This is a genomic window from Ralstonia sp. ASV6 (assembly GCF_016429285.1).
Lineage (GTDB): Bacteria > Pseudomonadota > Gammaproteobacteria > Burkholderiales > Burkholderiaceae > Ralstonia > Ralstonia flaminis.
In genome coordinates, this window is the sequence record NZ_JAELUI010000073.1 from 1 (window position 1) to 16,932 (window position 16,932).

Below are 16,932 nucleotides of genomic sequence, written 5' to 3' on the forward strand. Positions count from 1 at the left end.
GGCGCAGGCGAGCTTGCACGTGAAGTCGGTCATTGTTGACCGCAGCACGCTCTTCGTCGGGTCGATGAATGTCGACCCGCGTTCGGTCGGACTCAATACGGAAACGGGGCTGATCATCCACAGCCCGGTGCTGTCGCAGGCGGTGGCGCGGCTGTTCGACGCGGCGATCCGGAGCAGTGCTTACCATGTGACCCAGGTAGATGGCCACCTGCGCTGGACCACGTACGAGAACGACAAGGAGATCGTGACCGACCATGAGCCGGACGTGAGCCTGGGCCGGCGCGTATGGATTCAGATGCTGGCGCCGTTTACGCCGGAGGAGCTGTTATAGGCCAGTATGCGCAAGAAAAAACGCCACGATGTGTGGCGTTTTTTTCTGGCATCTTTCAAATCTGGCTGGGTAATCGCCCTAGCCGATCCAGCATTACATCTTCTGCTTGGTGTTGTCGGCAGCGCTTTCCAGCTTCTGGCCACCCGACTGGATGTCCTTGCCCATGCCTGCCATCGTGTTGCAACCGGCCAAGACAGCGCAGCCCAGGGCTACCAGTGCAATCAGTTTCTTCATCTTGATCCCCTTGTGAGTAGAGCGGTCTACCGCGCGAGCTTGCGCGGTTTCGCATGATTGCCACCCATCCGGTGGCGCAGACCGCATTTTAGTGCCACCCCGCGCACGTAGGGTGCTTCGGGCGCATCTTTTTGACAGTCTTTCGTATCACTTGCGGCGTATCCCGGACATTCGTGGGGAGGGGCTCTACTTCCGCCGCCCCCTGCCGTTAGGACATTTCAGGAGTGAAACGGGTGCCAGACAACCGGTACATCGAAGCCGGAAAAAAGAGCACAAGACAGCGCCTGACGGCCAACCATGCGGGGGAATACATATGTGGAAGTGGATGGACACGAGCATTCGGACGCGATTGACGATGCTGGTTGCGGCGTTTGCCGTGATGATCGCGGTCGTGGGTTTTGCGGGCATCTCCACCGGCCGGGCGACGAATGACGACCTGCGTGCCGTGTACCTGGAAGATGCCAAGGGGCTGGACCTGCTGGCCAAGGACACCATCAATCTGCTGTGGGCACGCATTCACCTGACCAATTTTGATTCGGTGTCGTCGCCGGACGAACTGAAGAAGCTGCTGGCCGATGCGCACACCATGGTCAACTCGGCCAACGACGCGTGGGCCGAGTTCATGAAGCTGCCGATTCCCGACGCCGATCGCGCCCAGCTGCAACTCGCCGACGCAGCACGCACCAAGTTCGTGAAGACGGCGCTGGAGCCTGCCATTGCGGCGCTGGAACGCAGCGATCTCACCACCTATCGCGAACTGAACACGACCCAGGTGCCCAAGCTGTTTGTCGATTACGACACGGCGCTGGGGCCGCTGGTTGGGGCACGCTTCAAGTACGGCAAGACGCGCTTTGACAATTCGCAGTCGCGCTATGCCATGAGCATCTGGATTGCGGGTAGCTTGTTGGCTGCAGCGCTGGTGTTGTCGGTGGTGGCGCGTAGTGTGCTGGGCCGCACGGTGGTGCGCCCGCTGGAGCGGGCCATCCAGGTGTTTGAGCGTATGGCCTCGGGTGACCTTGCCACGCGCATGGAAGGGCAAACCACGGCTGGCCGTCGTGATGAAACCGCGCGCCTGATGCACGCCGTGTCTTCGATGCAGACGAGTCTGCAGCAGATCATCGGCCAGGTGCGCACGGGTTCGGACTCGATCGCCAGCGCCACCAAGCAGATCGCCGCCGGCAATGCCGACCTGTCGCAGCGCACGGAGCAACAGGCCAGCTCGCTGGAGGAAACCGCTTCCAGCATGGAAGAGCTGACCAGCATCGTGAAGCAGAACGCCGACAACGCCCGTCAGGCCAGTACGCTGGCAGTCAATGCGTCGGATATCGCCGTCAAGGGCGGGGAAGTCGTGGGCCGCGTCATCGAGACGATGACGGGCATCAACGACAGCAGCAGGAAGATTGCCGACATCATTGGCGTGATCGAGGGCATCGCGTTCCAGACCAACATCCTGGCGCTCAACGCCGCGGTGGAAGCCGCCCGCGCCGGCGAGCAAGGCCGTGGCTTTGCCGTGGTGGCCGGTGAAGTGCGCAGCCTCGCGCAGCGTAGTGCCACGGCAGCCAAAGAGATCAAGGAGCTGATCGGGGACTCGGTTGGCCGTGTGCAGAACGGCTCAACGCTGGTGGCCGAGGCCGGTACGGTGATCGAGGAAGTGGTGGTGGCCGTCAAGCGTGTGACCGACATCATGGGCGAGATTTCCGCCGCCTCGGAAGAGCAGAGCAGCGGCATCGAGCAGGTCAACCAGGCTGTCACGCAGATGGACCAGGTGACCCAGCAGAATGCCGCGCTGGTGGAGCAGGCAGCTGCCGCTGCAGAGTCGCTGGAGGAGCAGGCGGAGGCGCTGCGCAGCGCGGTTGCGGTCTTCCGCACGAACCACGTTTGAATGCGGTACTGAGCGACTCGCTTCAGCCGTCAACAACACAACGCCCTTCCGCATGCGCGGAGGGGCGTTTGTTTTTGCCGTGGTGTCCCGAGCCCTAGGGCATCAGATCGCGAGCGCGCTCGGCAATCACGCCTTGCGTATCGTCGATCCAGCGCACAGGGAAGGGCTGCGATAGCAGGTAACCCTGAATCACGTCGCAACGGCAGGCACGCAGCGCTTGGAGCTGCGCGGCCGTTTCCACGCGTGTGGCCGTGACAGGCACGCCGGCGGCGTGCGCAGCGGCTACCAACTTTTGCAGTGTGCCGTGATGGTGGGCATCTGCCCCGGCACTGACGACGCCTTGGTCGAGCTTGACCTGATCGGGGCGGAAGGCCTCCAGACAATCGAGGCTGTGCGCCGTCGCGCCAAAGTCCTCCATGGCCACCCGTGCTCCGCATGCGCGCAGAGCGTCGATGGCCTGATGCGCCGCGCCGCTCACACGCAGCAGCGTGTGCTCCGACACCTCGAATACCAGCCGCGTGGTTGGCACCGCATGGCGTGCAGCAATGTCTCGCACGATGTTGCTCAACTGGGGATCGAGCAACTGCGTTACCGACAGGTTGACCGCAGCATGCACGCTGGATTGATGCCGTTGGCCGCCGCGACCTGACCGCTCGGATTCTTCGCGCTGCAGGCCGGCGAGCATCTGGGCGGCATTGTCGAGCACCCAACGGCCTACCTCGCGGATGTCACCGCTCTGCTCCAGGATCGGCAGGAAATCCGCCGGTGCCACGCCGCCCAGCTCAGGTGAGATCCAGCGCAAGAGAAATTCGTAGCCGACGATCTTGCCGTCGGCCAGGCTCAATTGCGGTTGCAGGTTTAGGCTGAACTGGCGGCGCGCCAGTGCGTGGCGTAGCTGCGCTGCCAGGCGCGGATGTTCAGCGGCGGGGTCCGTTGTCTGGTGTGGCGCTGCTGCGCCGTCGGTGCGCGGCGCCATTGCGGCAGGGGCATACAGTGCGGGGCTTTGCTCGCCGCCGTGCTGCACGTGATAGAGCGCGCGATCCGCCTGTTCGATCAGCCGTGCGGCTTCCGTGGGCGTGCTCTCGAACAGTGTCATGCCAATACTGCACGAGCAAACCAGTTCGTACCCCTGCGCAATAAACGGCCGCGTGAGCGCGGCGGAGATACGTCGTGCGAGATCGTGGACGGCCTGTGCGGAGGCAAATTCAGCCGAGGCAACGGCAAAGGTTTCGTGGCCCACGCGCCCGACGATCGGGGCACTGCCATCGGCATCGGGCGTGCATAGCGCCTTGAGGCGTGCCGCACATTCAACGATGACTGCACGTGCCGCAAGGGGCCCTAGCGTGTTGGTCGCCTCGGCAAAATGATCCAGGCCGATCAGCAGCAATGCGCCGGTTGCATGGGCGGCGCCGGGCTGTGCGGTGTGTGGCATCGCTGCCAGCAGGTAGACGAATCGTTCTCGATCCGGCAGTTCGGAGATGGGATCCAGACCCGATGGCGCGACAGATGTTGCGCGACTCATAAATGGGGATCGTCCTGCAAATACCTTTGAAACGGAAATGCACGGGTTTGCCTATGCCGTCAATTGTGTAACGTTGTTACGGCAAACCTCTGGGCATCATAAGCCGAAACACGGCGTGGGTGGCCGATTCGCGGTGGGTTTTCATCGGAACCACATACGCCGCTTTTATAAATTTAGTTGTGGTTAATTCAGATAAAAAAGGAATTGATATCGTTTTGCTGTTGCGGCAACCATGCTGCTGACTTACACCATGCGTTGGCCGCCCCACAGCAATTGCTCGTAGATGAAGCACTGCAACAGCATCTTCTGTGCCGCGACCAACTCGATGAACTCCACGCCGTACTGATAGGTATTGGGCAAGTCAGCGGGCTTCTCGCTGCGGATGAGCGTCGCGGCCACCAGCTCCGAGTGGTAGTCGCGCGTCTTCACGCGAAAGCGCAGGCGCGCGGGTGCACCACTGACTTCCAGCCGATGCGCGGAGCGGAACGACGCCCCTGTCGTGCTGATGTCGGAGATATGGATCATGCGCGGCGGCTCGCCGCTCACCAGCATCTTGCCGACCACGTTGGTTCGCACACGCAGCGACTTGCGCAACGTGCGGTTCTTGATCCGCCGCGGCGGTGACAGCACGACGTATTCGAAGGGGATGCGGCACACTGCCATCACCGTGCATTCGAAACTGGCGATGCCCTCGCCCGAGAACGCGTGGATCTCCAGCAGTTCGTCCTTGACAGGCATGACCGCGCGGCCGCTGTCGGTCGGCATGGTGATGAGCAGGTGGCGCTGCGGGCTGTAGCCCATCACGCGCGCGGCCCCCTTGCTTTGCCCAGCACCCGCCGTCAGGCGTACGGTGAGCATGCCGCCCGGGCGCAGGCCCAGCAGCTCCATGGCGATGTTGCGTTCTCCGTCCGGGTCTTCACCCCCAATGTCGGGGAACAGCGTGTTTGGGAACTGCATGTTGGCAAAGGCGGGCGCCGGCTGCGGCGAGCCGTCAGCCTGACGATGCGGACGATGCAGCGTAAACAGCAGGTCGATCTCCTCCGGCGAGTGGATGACGTCGCCCTTGGGTACGAGCAGTTGCCCGTCGGCGTCCAGCATCGGCCACGGCAGGGGGATTGCAAGCGGAATGTCGAGAGGTTGAAGTTCAAGCATGGCAATGGCGCACCCGCACCTGCGCGGGTCCCACGACTTTATACGGCCAAATGTCACGCAACTTTAAGCGCAAAGCGCACTTGGCGTCGCTTCAGGTTTGGGTGGGCACAGGAGTTGCACACACCGTTGCTATGATGCGGCGCAGTCTTTCTTCCACGGCGGGCACGGCGTGACGACAATCTCTCGGCGGGGTGTTTGGGCAGTGGCAGAGCAGTTCGCGCGCTATGTCGTTATTGGCGGCGGTGCGACGCTGGCGCACTACGCCGTGCTGTTTGGGCTGGTGCAGGTGGGTGTCTCGCCCTGGCGGGCATCCGTAGCCGGCAGCGTCATCGGTGCCACGCTCAACTACTTCATCAGTCGGCAGGCGGTGTTCAACAGTACGCGCGGGCATATCGGCGCGATGTTGCGATTTGGCGTGGTGGCGTTCCTGGCACTGGGGTGCAATGCCACCATCATGGCGATTGGTCTGGCGCTTGGGCTGTATTACCTCGTCGCGCAGATGTTCGCCTCGGCAATCACCGCTGTCTTCAACTTTCTGGTGCACCGGCACTGGACTTTTCGGGATGCCGCCGCCGTGGGCAGGCCGACCGGGCCGTCGCCGTAATCAGTGCCGGCTGGCGCCGCCGCGCAGGCTTGGGGTGCTTTCGGTGGTGAATGTGACTTCGCCGATGCCGTCGGCGGGCGGGGGCGGGCCATCGTCGCGCAAGCGCTCGACCACGAGACGCACGTCGATGATGTCGGCTACGCCGGCCGCCTCCAGCGAGACAAGTGCCGCAAGCTGCGCAATGGCAAAGGTATCTGCGAGCAGTGGTGTGTCGTCGTGCAGATCGCCCGCAACGCGCGTGGATGGAGCGACGTCTGCGGCATGTGCGGGATGCTGCGCTGCATCGCGGGCCCGGTAGGCGAAGTACGCGTCGGCAAAGTGCACGCGATGCGCGTCAAATACACGCACGGCTGCGGTGAGGGCATCGTCGATCCAGACCGGATCGATGGGCTCGGTACCCTCGGATTCTGCGGGCAGGCCCGCCAGCTTCAGGGCGTAGCGGTGCGTTTGCGTGCCGGGGGCGACAAAACTCAATTCCATACAACCTCCCACTGACCGCGCACGCCATATGGACGCGCGTCGGCTCGCCGTGTTCACTCGCCCCCCGAAGCGATCTCCAAGAATAGTAATGGAGCGCGCTCCCTTTTTGCGCGACCTCGTTCTTCTGGATGATCGCCTAAGGCTTGTCTGCAAGTGGAGACATCCACAATGTGGAGAACCCTGCGCGCGTATCAGGCAAACGGTTGCGCCGCGCGTTGCATCCTTTCGACCTAACCAAATGGTTAGCTGCTCTGCGTGTGGCCAGGGTGTAGAGTTGTGGGATGCCCAGCGTCGCCGGGCGGCTGTCGACAATCGGCAGCGACAAACGCTGACGGGAATGACGCGGGGCGCGTTTCCTTCGCGTCGACTTCGAGTACGAGGGGGCCAGAGTGAGCACATGGTCCATGTCCCCTCGCGGGAAGGGATTGCCCCGTTAACCAGCGGCTTCTATAGTCCGCCTCGATTCGTGCGCACGCAACGTGCACGGACCGGTCTGCCAGCCACCGCTGGAGTTGCAGACCACGAGACCGGTTACGGGGATCACGCCGACCGCCCCCGCCCAGCCCGACGCAAAGCATTGCGTTGTTGAGCGCTCTGGGGCGGGACGGCCGTCATCACACAGCCACCCCCGGGACTGCCGCATTCGCGAAATTGCATCGCCATGCTTGAGGACCACCACTTGTACAAGGCTGCGATCGAACATTCGCCGATAGGGATCGGCCTGTGCGCGCCGGAGGGTCGCTTCCTCGACGTGAACCGCGCTCTGTGCGTGCTGACAGGCCATGAAGCGCAGACGCTGCGCACGCGCGATCTGTTCGATCTCTGCCACCCCGATCACACCGAGCGCACGCGCGACGGCGTTGAAGCGCTGCTCTCCGGTCAGCGCGAAGCGCTGTCGATGGAAACCCGCTTTGTGCGCCAGGACGGCAGTACCGTATGGGTACAGGCCGATTTCGCGCTTGCGCATGAGATCAGCGGTGCAAGCATCGGCAAGCATCTCATCGTGCAGGTGCAGGATGTGACTGCGCGGCGCCTGGCGCTTGAGTCGCTGCGCGCTTCGGAGCAGCGCCTGTCTTATGTGCTCGATGGTGCTGGGCTTGGCACCTTCGATTGGTCGACGCGTGCGCGGCATGTGTCCTTCAATCGCCGCACGGCCGACATGCTCGGCTACGATCCCGACGATCTGCCCAACGATCCCGACGCATGGTTCTCCATGGTGCATCCGCAGGATGCGGCCCTGAGTGCGCGGCGCATCTATCGTCACCTGCGCGGTGATGTCGAGAGCTTTGAGGTAGAGCAGCGCATGCGCGGGAGCCACGGGCAGTGGATCTGGATTGCCGCACGCGGCCGCGTGACCGAGCGCGATGCACGCGGCATGGCGACACGCGTGAGCGGTACGCTGCTCGACGTCACCAAGCGCCGAGCCATGCTCGACCAGGCGCATCACCTTGCGCTGCATGACCCGCTGACCGATTTACCCAACGCACGCCTGTTGCGCGACCGGTTGTTCATCGCCATTCAAGCTGCGCGTCGTTCCCGCGGTCAGGTGGCGGTTGTCTTTATCGACCTGGACCGCTTCAAGCCTGTTAACGACGAATACGGTCACGGCGTAGGAGACCTGGTTCTCAAGGCTACCGCCATGCGCTTGCGCAGTGGCCTGCGCGCGTCCGACACGGTTGCCCGATTGGGTGGCGATGAGTTTGTTGCGATCCTCACGCATTGCGCCACGCGCGACGATGTGGAGCAGACGATCGAGCGCCTGATCGATCAACTTCAGGCGCCGTTTCGTGTGGAGGGCCATGTGCTGTCGATGGGCGTGAGTGCCGGTGTGGCGCTATACCCGGCTGACGGCCACGATGCTCAGACGCTGATCCGTAATGCTGATGCCGCCATGTACGAAGTCAAGCGTGCCGGCGGCAATGGCTTTGGCTTCCATGCCTCGCTCAACTACGAGCGCCTGATGGGCATGCGATCGCGCGACCGCGACCTCGACGGCGAAGCTGACGTGCGCTGATCTGCCGCACAAAACAAACGGCCCGCCGCAAGGGCAGGCCGCTTTCACCAAATGCCGGGGCGGGCATCAGCCCGCTCACGCCACTCAGAACGTGTAGCGCAAGTACAGCTCGTTCAGATCCGTACCCGGGTTCGGACGCTTGATCGACGCGTTCGAGAGGTGCTCGAAGCGGTAGCCAACTTGGAACTGTTGCTTGCTGCCGAAGGCCACGCCCACGCCAATCATGTCGGAGAACTGGAAGGCCGTGCTGAAGTTGTGCTCGTCCGACGTGCGGGTGTGCGACAACAGGCGCGGGCCGACGCCAGCCTCGATGAACGGCACCCACGAGCCGCCGCGCTTTTCAATGCGGAACAGCGGCGTTACGCCAAACTCGGTGATGTTCTGGCGGTTGGTGCCTTGCGTCGAGCGCCATTGACCCAGTGCCACTTCCCAGTCCAGGTTCACGAACCAGCCTTCCGGGTTGCCCCAGTGGAAGCCCGAATCGAAATCCAGGTCAACGCCGTACTTCTCGATGCCGTGGCGGTTGTCCTTGCCGTAGATCACACGCACGGACGGGTCGGCCTGGGCGGGCAGGGCGGCAAACAGCGAGGCGGCACCGAGTGCGGCGGCCATGAGCTTGACGGAGCGGGGGAGTGTCGATCGGATCATCGGAGAGAGCGGCAGAAGCGGTTGTGCAGCGCGCGATTTACGGCAACGGCAACGGCCGGCCACGCGCGCAGCGAACATGGCGGCAGACAAACAGACAGCCGAGACAGCGACGTGGCAAGCGCAATTTGCGTACCCGAGGCAATCAGACTAGGCCGAAAAATTCCGTCGATTATAGGGGGAATGACCGCACCGCGTGCGGCTCCCTATACACAAGGCAGTGTTGCCGACGACGAAATGTCAGCCGCTGGCAACACAGGGGGGCGTGGGTTTATTGCGCGGTGGGGGCGGAAGCTGGCTGTAGCGCGGCCTGGCCGACTACTGGCACCTCGCCGTGCCAGCCGCCGCCCAGCGCCTTGACCAACAGCACCGCTGCCGAATACTGCTTGCCTTGCAGAGTAAGCAGCGTGCGCTCGGCGGTGTAGGCGGTTGCCTGTGTGGTGATGACTTCGAGGAAGCTGACCGTACCCGCGCGGTAGCGGTTCAGGTCAATGCTTGCCGCCTGCTGGGCTGCCTTGACCGCTTCGGCCTGCACCTCAAGTTCCCGCGCCTGCCAGCGCAGGGCTGCCAAGTTGTCCTCGACATCTTGGAAGGCGCCGAGCACCGTCTGACGATACGTCGCCACCGATCCGTCGTAGGCCGCTCCGGCCTTATCCACCGCTGCCGAACGCGCACCGCCGTCGAACAGCGTGGCGGCAAGGGTCGGGCCGATTGACCAGATGCGGCTTGGCAGCGTTGCCAGGTGTGACAGCGTATTCGCCGCGAGCCCTGTCGAGCCTCCCAGGGTGAGCGTCGGGAAGTAAGCGGCTTTTGCTACGCCAATCTGCGCGTTGGCGGCGGCCATGTTGCGCTCGGCGGCGGCTACATCGGGGCGGCGCTCCAGGATGGCCGACGGAATCTCCAGCGGGATGTCCGGTATGGTCGGCAATTCATAGAAGTTGGTTGCCTTTTGGGTCGGCAGGGAGAATTCTGCCGGCGGCTTGCCGATCAGCACCGCAATGGCGTGCTCTAGCTGGGCTCGCGAGACCTCCGCGTCAAGCAGGAGCGCCTGCGCCTGCTTGAGCTGTGTTTGCGCGGAAAGCACATCGGAGCGCTGTGCCACGCCCACCGCGTACTGGTTTTCCGTGAGCTTCAGGAAACGCTCGTAATCGGCCACGGTGCGTTGCAGCACGGCCTTTTGGGTGTCCGTGACCAACAGTTGAAAGTAGTCCTGCGCGAGTGTCGCCTGCGCAGAGAGCAGGGCTGCGGCGAGGTTTCCGGCGCTGGCTTCGGCACTGGCCTTGTTTGCCTCGACATTGCGGCGGATGCTGCCCCACAGGTCCAGCTCCCAGCTTGCGTTGAGCGACAGGCTCTGCGAGTTGAGCAGGCTTGGGTTGCCGACCGACAGGCTGCCGTCCGGGTTGACGGTGGTGCGCACTGAGCGGCTGCGCGTGGCCGAGGCACTCGCACCCAAGGTCGGAAAGAACGATGCCTGCGCTGACTGCACCAGCGCCTGCGCCTGGCGATATTGCGCCTCAGCCACCGCGATGTTCTGGTTGGCGGCGGCCACCTGTTCTTCTAGCGCGTTCAGTTGTGGGTCGTTGAAAATCTCCCACCATTTGCCGCGGGCGATGGCGTCGCTCGGGTTGGCGACCTTCCAGTCGCCAGCTTCCTTGTACTGCTGAGGCACCTCGGTGTCGGGGCGCTTGTAGTCGGGGCCGACCGCGCAGGCGGTCAGCAGTGCGCAGGCAGCCAGCGCCGTCGCGCTCAACAACGTGCGCGGCAGCAGGCGGGGTGTGCGGTGGGCTTGATTGCCTCTTTTCATCATGTCGAGCTTCCTTGCGAACCCAAAGAGGGCAACGGTGTGTCTTTCGTGCGGCCGGCGCGGCGCAGGCGCAGGCGGTCCAGCGCCAGGTAGACCACCGGCGTGGTGTAGAGCGTCAGGATCTGGCTGACCAACAGGCCGCCGACGATGGAAATACCCAGCGGCGTGCGCAGTTCGGCACCGTCGCCGTGGCCGAGTGCGAGCGGCAGGGCGCCAAGCAGTGCCGCCATCGTTGTCATCAGGATCGGCCGGAAGCGCAGGACGCAGGCGTGGAAGATGGCATCAGCCGGGCTCATGCCCTGGCTGCGCTCGGCCTCCAGCGCAAAGTCGATCATCATGATCGCGTTCTTCTTGACGATGCCGATCAGCAGGATCACGCCAATCAGCGCAATGATCGAGAAGTCCGTATCGGTAATGATCAACGCCAACAGCGCCCCCACGCCGGCCGACGGCAGCGTCGACAGAATCGTGATCGGGTGCACGTAGCTCTCGTACAGAATGCCCAGCACGATGTAGATCGTGATGAGCGCGAACAGGATCAGCACCGGCTGGCTGGAGAGCGAATCCTGGAACGCCTTGGCGGTGCCCTGGAAACTGCCGTGCACGGAGGTCGGCACGCCGATGCGGTTCATGGTGTCCTGAATCTCCTGCGTGGCAGTGGACAGCGACGCCCCAGGCGCGAGGTTGAACGAGATGGTGCTGGCTGCAAACTGCCCTTGGTGGTTGACCGCCAGCGCCGTGTTGGTTGGCTCGTAGTGCGAGAAGGTGGACAGCGGCACCTGCGCGCCGGACGACGTGATGACGTAGATGTCGCGCAGGCCTTCAGGGTTTTGCCAGTACTGTGGCGCCGCTTCCATCACCACCCGGTACTGGTTGAGCGGGTTGTAGATGGTGGACACCTGGCGTTGGCCGAATGCGTCGTTCAGCGCATTGTCGATATCGGCGGGGTTGATGCCTAGCGATTTGGCCTTGTCGCGGTCGATCACGAGCGTGGTTTGCAGGCCCTTGTCCTGCGTATCGGTGTTGACATCCACCAGCGACTTGGCCTGCATGAGCGCCTGCTTGATCTTCGGATCCCATTCGCGCAGCTCATTGAGGTCGTCCGCCTGCAGCGTGTACTGGTACTGCGCATTGCTGGCTCGGCCCCCCACGCGAATGTCCTGCACCGATTGCAGGAACAGCGTGGCACCCGGCTCCTGCGCAAGTTTGCCGCGCAACCGGTTGATGACTTGGTCGGCCGACAATTTGCGCTCGGCCAGTGGCTTGAGTTGAAGGAACATCTGCCCGGTGTTGCGCTGGCTGCCGCCGGTGAAGCCCACCACGTTTTCCACGGCCGGGTCCTGCCGCACGATGGTGATGAAGTCCGTCAGCTTGGTGCGCATGGCCTGGAACGAGATCGCCTGGTCAGCCTGGATGAAGCCGATGACGCGGCCCGTGTCCTGCTGCGGGAAGAAGCCCTTCGGCACGATGATGTACAGATAGACGTTCAGACACACCGTCGCAAACAGGATCAGCAGCGTGAGCCAGCTATGACGCAGCGCCCAGGCCAGTGAGTTGCGATAGATGTCGAGCAGTAGGGTGAAGAAGCCTTCGGTCTTGCGGTGAAACCAACCGTATTCCTCTTCGTTGGCGGGCTTGAGCAAGCGGGCGCACATCATCGGGGTGGTGGTAAGCGACACCACCAGCGACACCAGAATGGCCACCGACAGCGTCACCGCAAACTCGCGGAACAATCGGCCGACAATGCCGCCCATCAGCAGCAGCGGAATGAACACGGCAATCAGCGAGAAGCTCATCGACACGACCGTGAAGCCCACCTCGCGCGCGCCCTTGAGCGCGGCCTGCATGGGCCGCATGCCGTTTTCGATGTGCCGTGAGACGTTTTCCAGCACCACGATGGCATCGTCGACCACGAAGCCGGTCGCCACCGTCAATGCCATGAGCGAGAGGTTGTCGAGGCTGTAGCCGCACAGGTACATCACCCCGAAGGTGCCGATGAGCGATACCGGCACGGCCACACTGGGGATGAGCGTAGCCCGCACGTTGCGCAGGAACAGGAACACCACCATGATCACCAGCGCAATGGACAGCACAAGCGTGCGTTCCACGTCTTTTAGCGAGGCGCGGATGGTGGGGGTGCGGTCCATCATCACGTCCAGGTTGATCTGGGCGGGAATGGTGTTGCGCAGATAGGGCAGCGTCTCGTTAATGGCGTCGACGGTGTCGATGATGTTGGCGCCCGGCTGCCGGCTGATGATGAGCAGCACCGAGGCCTTGCCGTTGGCAGAGCCGTAGTTGCGGATGTCCTGCACGCTGTCGGTCACTTCTGCCACGTCAGACAGTCGTACCGGGGCGCCATTGTTGTAGGCGATGATCAGCGGCTTGTATTCGGCGGCTTTCTTGGCCTGATCATTGGCAAAGATCGTCCACACGCGATCGCCGGATTCCACCATGCCCTTGGGCCGGTTTGCGTTGGTGGAGGTGATGATGGTGCGCACGGTCTCCATCGAGATGCCGTACTTGTTCAACGCGGCCGGGTTCAACTCCACGCGCACCGCCGGCAGCGACGCGCCGCCGATGGTCACCTGGCCCACACCAGTGATTTGCGACAGCTTCTGCGCCAGGATACTTGACGCCGCGTCGTACAGCTCGCCGCGCGACATGGTGTCCGACGTCAGCCCAAGAATCATGATCGGCGCGTCTGCCGGGTTGACCTTGCGGTACGTCGGGTTGCTCGGCAGGCCAGACGGCAGCAGGCTGCGCGACGCGTTGATCGCGGCCTGCACATCGCGTGCCGCACCGTCGATGTCACGCGACAGATCGAACTGCAGCGTGATGCGTGACGAGCCCAGCGAACTGGACGACGTCATCTCCGTAATGCCGGCGATGCGGCCGAGCGAGCGCTCCAGCGGCGTTGCCACGGTGGCAGCCATTGTCTCGGGGCTGGCGCCGGGCAGCGAAGCACTGACCGAGATGGTTGGAAAATCCACCTGCGGCAGCGGCGATACCGGCAGTAAGCGGAACGCCGCCATGCCCGCCAGCGCCACGCCAATGGTCAGCAGTGCCGTGGCAACCGGCCGTGCGATGAAGGTGGCGGACAGGTTCATGGCTGGCTGCCCGGTTGATCGGCGCCTGGTGTGCCGCGGCTACGGGCGGCCGTGCGGCGCTCTCGCCAGTTGCGCAGGCGCAGTCCCAGGCCGTCGAATGCCAGATAGATGACCGGCGTCGTGAACAGCGTCAGCACTTGGCTGACCAGCAGGCCGCCCACCATGGTGATGCCCAGCGGCTGGCGCAGCTCCGAGCCCACACCCGTGCCGAGCATCAGCGGCAGCGCGCCCAGCAGGGCTGCCATGGTCGTCATCAGAATCGGCCGGAAGCGCAGCAGACACGCTTGGTAGATCGCATCGCGCGGCTTCATGCCTTGCTCGCGCTCGGCCTCCAGCGCGAAGTCGATCATCATGATCGCGTTCTTCTTGACGATACCGATCAGCAGGATGATGCCGATGATGCCGATGATGCCCATGTCCTTGCCGGCAATCAGCAAGGACAGCAGCGCACCCACACCGGCCGAGGGCAGCGTCGATAGAATCGTCACCGGGTGAATCGTGCTTTCGTACAGCACGCCCAGCACGATGTACATCGTGATGATGGCGGCCAGGATCAGCCAGAGCTGGTTGGACAGGGCGGCCTGGAATGCCAGGGCCGCACCCTGGAAGCTGGTCGCCATGCTGAGCGGCAGGCCGATTTCCTGCTCGACAGCCTTGATGGTTTCCACCGCCGCGCCCAATGATGCACCCGGCGCCACGTTGAACGAAATGGTGGCGGACGGAAACTGACCCTGATGATTAACCACCAGCGAGCCCGGTTGTTCGACCACCGTGGCAAAGGCACCCAGCGGCACCTGCTGCACTGTCGATCCGTTGCTGGATGGCACATGGAGGTCATACAGCGACTGCGGGCCGGCATGCATGTCCGGGTCGTTTTCCAGCACCACGCGGTATTGATTCGACTGCGTGAAGATGGTCGACACCAGGCGTTGGCCGTAGGCGCTGTACAGCGCGCTGTCGACCGCCGCCATCGTGATGCCGTACACCGCTGCCTTGTCGCGGTCCACCTGCACATAGGCGCGCAGGCCGTTGTCCTGCAGGTCGCTCGCCACATCGCGCAGTTCGTGGGTCTGCTTCAGGCGCTCAACCAGCTTGGGCACCCATTTCGACAGGTTTGCCGGATCCGGGTCTTCCACCGTGAACTGGTATTGCGTGCGGCTGACGCGGTCTTCAATCGTCAGATCCTGCACCGGCTGCATATATAGCGAGATGCCGGCTACCTTGGCCAGCTCGGGCTGCAGGCGCTGGATGATTTCGCTCGCATCGGCGTCGCGCTGGTCCTTCGGCTTGAGGTTGATCAGCATGCGGCCGCTGTTGAGCGTGGTGTTCGTGCCATCCACACCAATGAACGACGACAGGCTTTCCACCGCCGGGTCTTTCAACACCACTTCGGCCAGCTTCTGCTGGCGCTCGGCCATTGCCGAGAACGAGATCGACTGCGTTGCATCCGAAATACCCTGGATCACGCCCGTGTCCTGCACCGGGAAGAAACCCTTGGGCACCACCACATACAGCACGCCCGTCAGCACCAGCGTGCCAATGGCCACCAGCAGCGTGCTCTTCTGGCGGTCGAGCACCCACTGCAGCATGCGGCCGTAGTGCGCGATGATGTTGTCGAAGAACGCGCCGGCAGCGTGATAGAAGCGCGTCTGCTCCGCTTCGGGAATGTGCTTGAGCAGGCGTGCGCACATCATCGGCGTGAGCGTGAGCGACACCACCGCCGAAATCAGAATCGACACCGCCAGCGTGATGGCGAATTCGCGGAACAACCGGCCCACCACGTCGCCCATGAACAGCAGCGGAATGAGCACCGCAATCAGCGAGAAGGTGAGCGAGATGATGGTGAAGCCGATCTGCTTGGAGCCCTTGAGTGCCGCCTCCATGGGCGGGTCGCCTTCTTCAATGTAGCGGGCGATGTTCTCGATCATGACGATGGCATCGTCCACCACAAAGCCCGTGGCAATCGTGAGCGCCATCAGCGTCAGGTTGTTGATCGAGAACCCGGTCAGGTACATCACGCCAAACGTACCCACCAGAGACAGCGGCACCGCCACGGCAGGAATGACGGTGGCCGGCACGTTGCGCAGGAACAGGAAGATCACCATCACCACCAGCGCCACGGCCAGCATCAGCTCGAACTGCACATCCGAAACGGAGGCACGGATGGTGGTGGTGCGGTCGGTCAGCAGCGCCACATCCACGTTGCCGGGCAGGGTGTCCTTCAACTGTGGCAGCAGGGCCTTGGCGCGGTTCACCACCTCGATCACGTTGGCGCCCGGCTGGCGCTGCACGTTCAGGATGATGGCGGGCGTGGTGTTGGCCCAGGCGGCCAGCTTGCTGTTTTCGGCACCGTCGATGATCTGCGCCACATCGGACAGGCGAATGGGTGCGCCGTTCTTGTAGGCGACGATCATCTTGCTGTACTCAGCGGCGGACTTGAGCTGATCGTTGGCGTCGATGGTGGATGCCCGCATCGGGCCGTCGAAGCTGCCCTTGGCGCCGTTCACGTTGGCCGTGCCGATGGCGGTGCGGATGTCATCGATCGACAGACCCAGCGACGCCAGTGCCGACGTGTTGGCCTGAACGCGCACTGCCGGCCGCTGGCCGCCGCTGATGCTCACCAGGCCAATACCCGGTAATTGCGAAAGCTTTTGCGCGATGCGTGTGTCGACCAGGTCTTCCAGCTTGGGCAACGGCATCGTGTTGGAGGTGATCGCCAGCGTCAGGATCGGCGCATCTGCCGGGTTGACCTTGCTGTAGATCGGCGGCATCGGCAGGTCGGTCGGCAGGAGGTTGCCGGCTGCGTTGATGGCCGCCTGCACTTCCTGCTCGCCAATGTCGAGCGAGAGGGACAGATCAAACTGCAGCGTGATGACCGAGGCGCCGCCCGAGCTGGACGATGTCATCTGCTTCAGGCCTGGCATCTGGCCGAACTGCCGCTCCAGCGGTGCGGTGATGGACGATGTCATCACGTCCGGGCTCGCGCCCGGATACAGCGTTGTCACCTGGATGGTCGGGTAGTCGACCTCGGGCAGCGCAGAGAGCGGCAGCATCCGGTACGCCACCAGGCCCGACAGCAGGATGGCGACCATCAACAGGGTGGTCGCCACGGGCCGGAGGATAAAAATTCGGGAGGGATTCATGCCAGCTCGGAACA

12 protein-coding genes are annotated in these 16,932 nt (G+C 63.3%); 4 read left to right on the forward strand and 8 right to left on the reverse strand.

From position 1 onward, the window contains the following. Positions 1–331, forward strand: a 331-nt coding sequence (locus JHD73_RS15510) for a phospholipase D-like domain-containing protein (protein ID WP_233176995.1), incomplete at its 5' end; no start/stop codon positions are given. 93 nt (positions 332–424) lie between these two features. Here the strand turns inward: JHD73_RS15510 and JHD73_RS15515 are convergent. Further along, complete coding sequence (locus tag JHD73_RS15515; protein ID WP_199031163.1) at positions 425–565, reverse strand: entericidin A/B family lipoprotein; 141 nt, start codon at positions 563–565, stop codon at positions 425–427. A gap of 313 nt (positions 566–878) precedes the next feature. On the opposite strand from JHD73_RS15515, the gene JHD73_RS15520 reads away from it, so the two are divergent. After that, the gene (locus JHD73_RS15520) at positions 879–2,447 is read left to right on the forward strand and encodes a methyl-accepting chemotaxis protein (RefSeq protein WP_199031164.1); all 1,569 of its coding nucleotides are present in this window, start codon (positions 879–881) and stop codon (positions 2,445–2,447) included. A gap of 94 nt (positions 2,448–2,541) precedes the next feature. On the opposite strand, the gene JHD73_RS15525 is transcribed toward JHD73_RS15520, so the two are convergent. Both JHD73_RS15525 and JHD73_RS15530 read right to left on the reverse strand, forming a co-directional pair. Continuing rightward, on the reverse strand, positions 2,542–3,969 hold the full coding sequence (locus JHD73_RS15525) for a bifunctional diguanylate cyclase/phosphodiesterase (protein WP_199031165.1): 1,428 nt from the start codon (positions 3,967–3,969) through the stop codon (positions 2,542–2,544). A 243-nt stretch (positions 3,970–4,212) separates the two neighbouring features. Further along, complete coding sequence (locus JHD73_RS15530; RefSeq protein WP_199031166.1) at positions 4,213–5,121, reverse strand: flagellar brake protein; 909 nt, start codon at positions 5,119–5,121, stop codon at positions 4,213–4,215. Between the two features lie 202 nt (positions 5,122–5,323). Here JHD73_RS15530 and JHD73_RS15535 point away from each other — a divergent pair, with 202 nt between their 5' ends. After that, positions 5,324–5,725 (forward strand): GtrA family protein, encoded by a 402-nt coding sequence (locus JHD73_RS15535; protein ID WP_368735542.1) that lies wholly within the window; start codon positions 5,324–5,326, stop codon positions 5,723–5,725. Here JHD73_RS15535 and JHD73_RS15540 read toward each other — a convergent pair whose 3' ends face one another. Next, positions 5,726–6,205 (reverse strand): hypothetical protein, encoded by a 480-nt coding sequence (locus tag JHD73_RS15540; RefSeq protein WP_199031167.1) that lies wholly within the window; start codon positions 6,203–6,205, stop codon positions 5,726–5,728. A 661-nt stretch (positions 6,206–6,866) separates the two neighbouring features. Here JHD73_RS15540 and JHD73_RS15545 point away from each other — a divergent pair. Continuing rightward, a complete protein-coding gene (locus JHD73_RS15545; RefSeq protein ID WP_199031168.1) occupies positions 6,867–8,219 on the forward strand; it encodes a sensor domain-containing diguanylate cyclase in 1,353 nt (450 codons plus the stop codon). An 84-nt stretch (positions 8,220–8,303) separates the two neighbouring features. Here the strand turns inward: JHD73_RS15545 and JHD73_RS15550 are convergent, their stop codons facing one another. The 4 genes from JHD73_RS15550 to JHD73_RS15565 form a co-directional block, all read right to left on the reverse strand. Then, entirely contained in the window at positions 8,304–8,867 is a 564-nt protein-coding gene (locus JHD73_RS15550; protein WP_199031169.1) for an acyloxyacyl hydrolase, read from the reverse strand. Between the two features lie 268 nt (positions 8,868–9,135). Further along, positions 9,136–10,668: an efflux transporter outer membrane subunit gene (locus JHD73_RS15555; protein WP_199031182.1), complete on the reverse strand. Its 1,533-nt coding sequence runs from the start codon at positions 10,666–10,668 to the stop codon at positions 9,136–9,138. Next, a complete protein-coding gene (locus JHD73_RS15560; protein ID WP_199031170.1) occupies positions 10,668–13,775 on the reverse strand; it encodes a multidrug efflux RND transporter permease subunit in 3,108 nt (1,035 codons plus the stop codon). Before JHD73_RS15560 ends, JHD73_RS15555 begins: the two co-directional genes overlap by 1 nt. Then, positions 13,772–16,918, reverse strand: coding sequence for an MdtB/MuxB family multidrug efflux RND transporter permease subunit (locus tag JHD73_RS15565; RefSeq protein WP_199031171.1), 3,147 nt, complete (start codon positions 16,916–16,918; stop codon positions 13,772–13,774). The genes JHD73_RS15560 and JHD73_RS15565 overlap by 4 nt, the downstream gene beginning before the upstream one ends. Positions 16,919–16,932 lie beyond the last annotated feature (14 nt).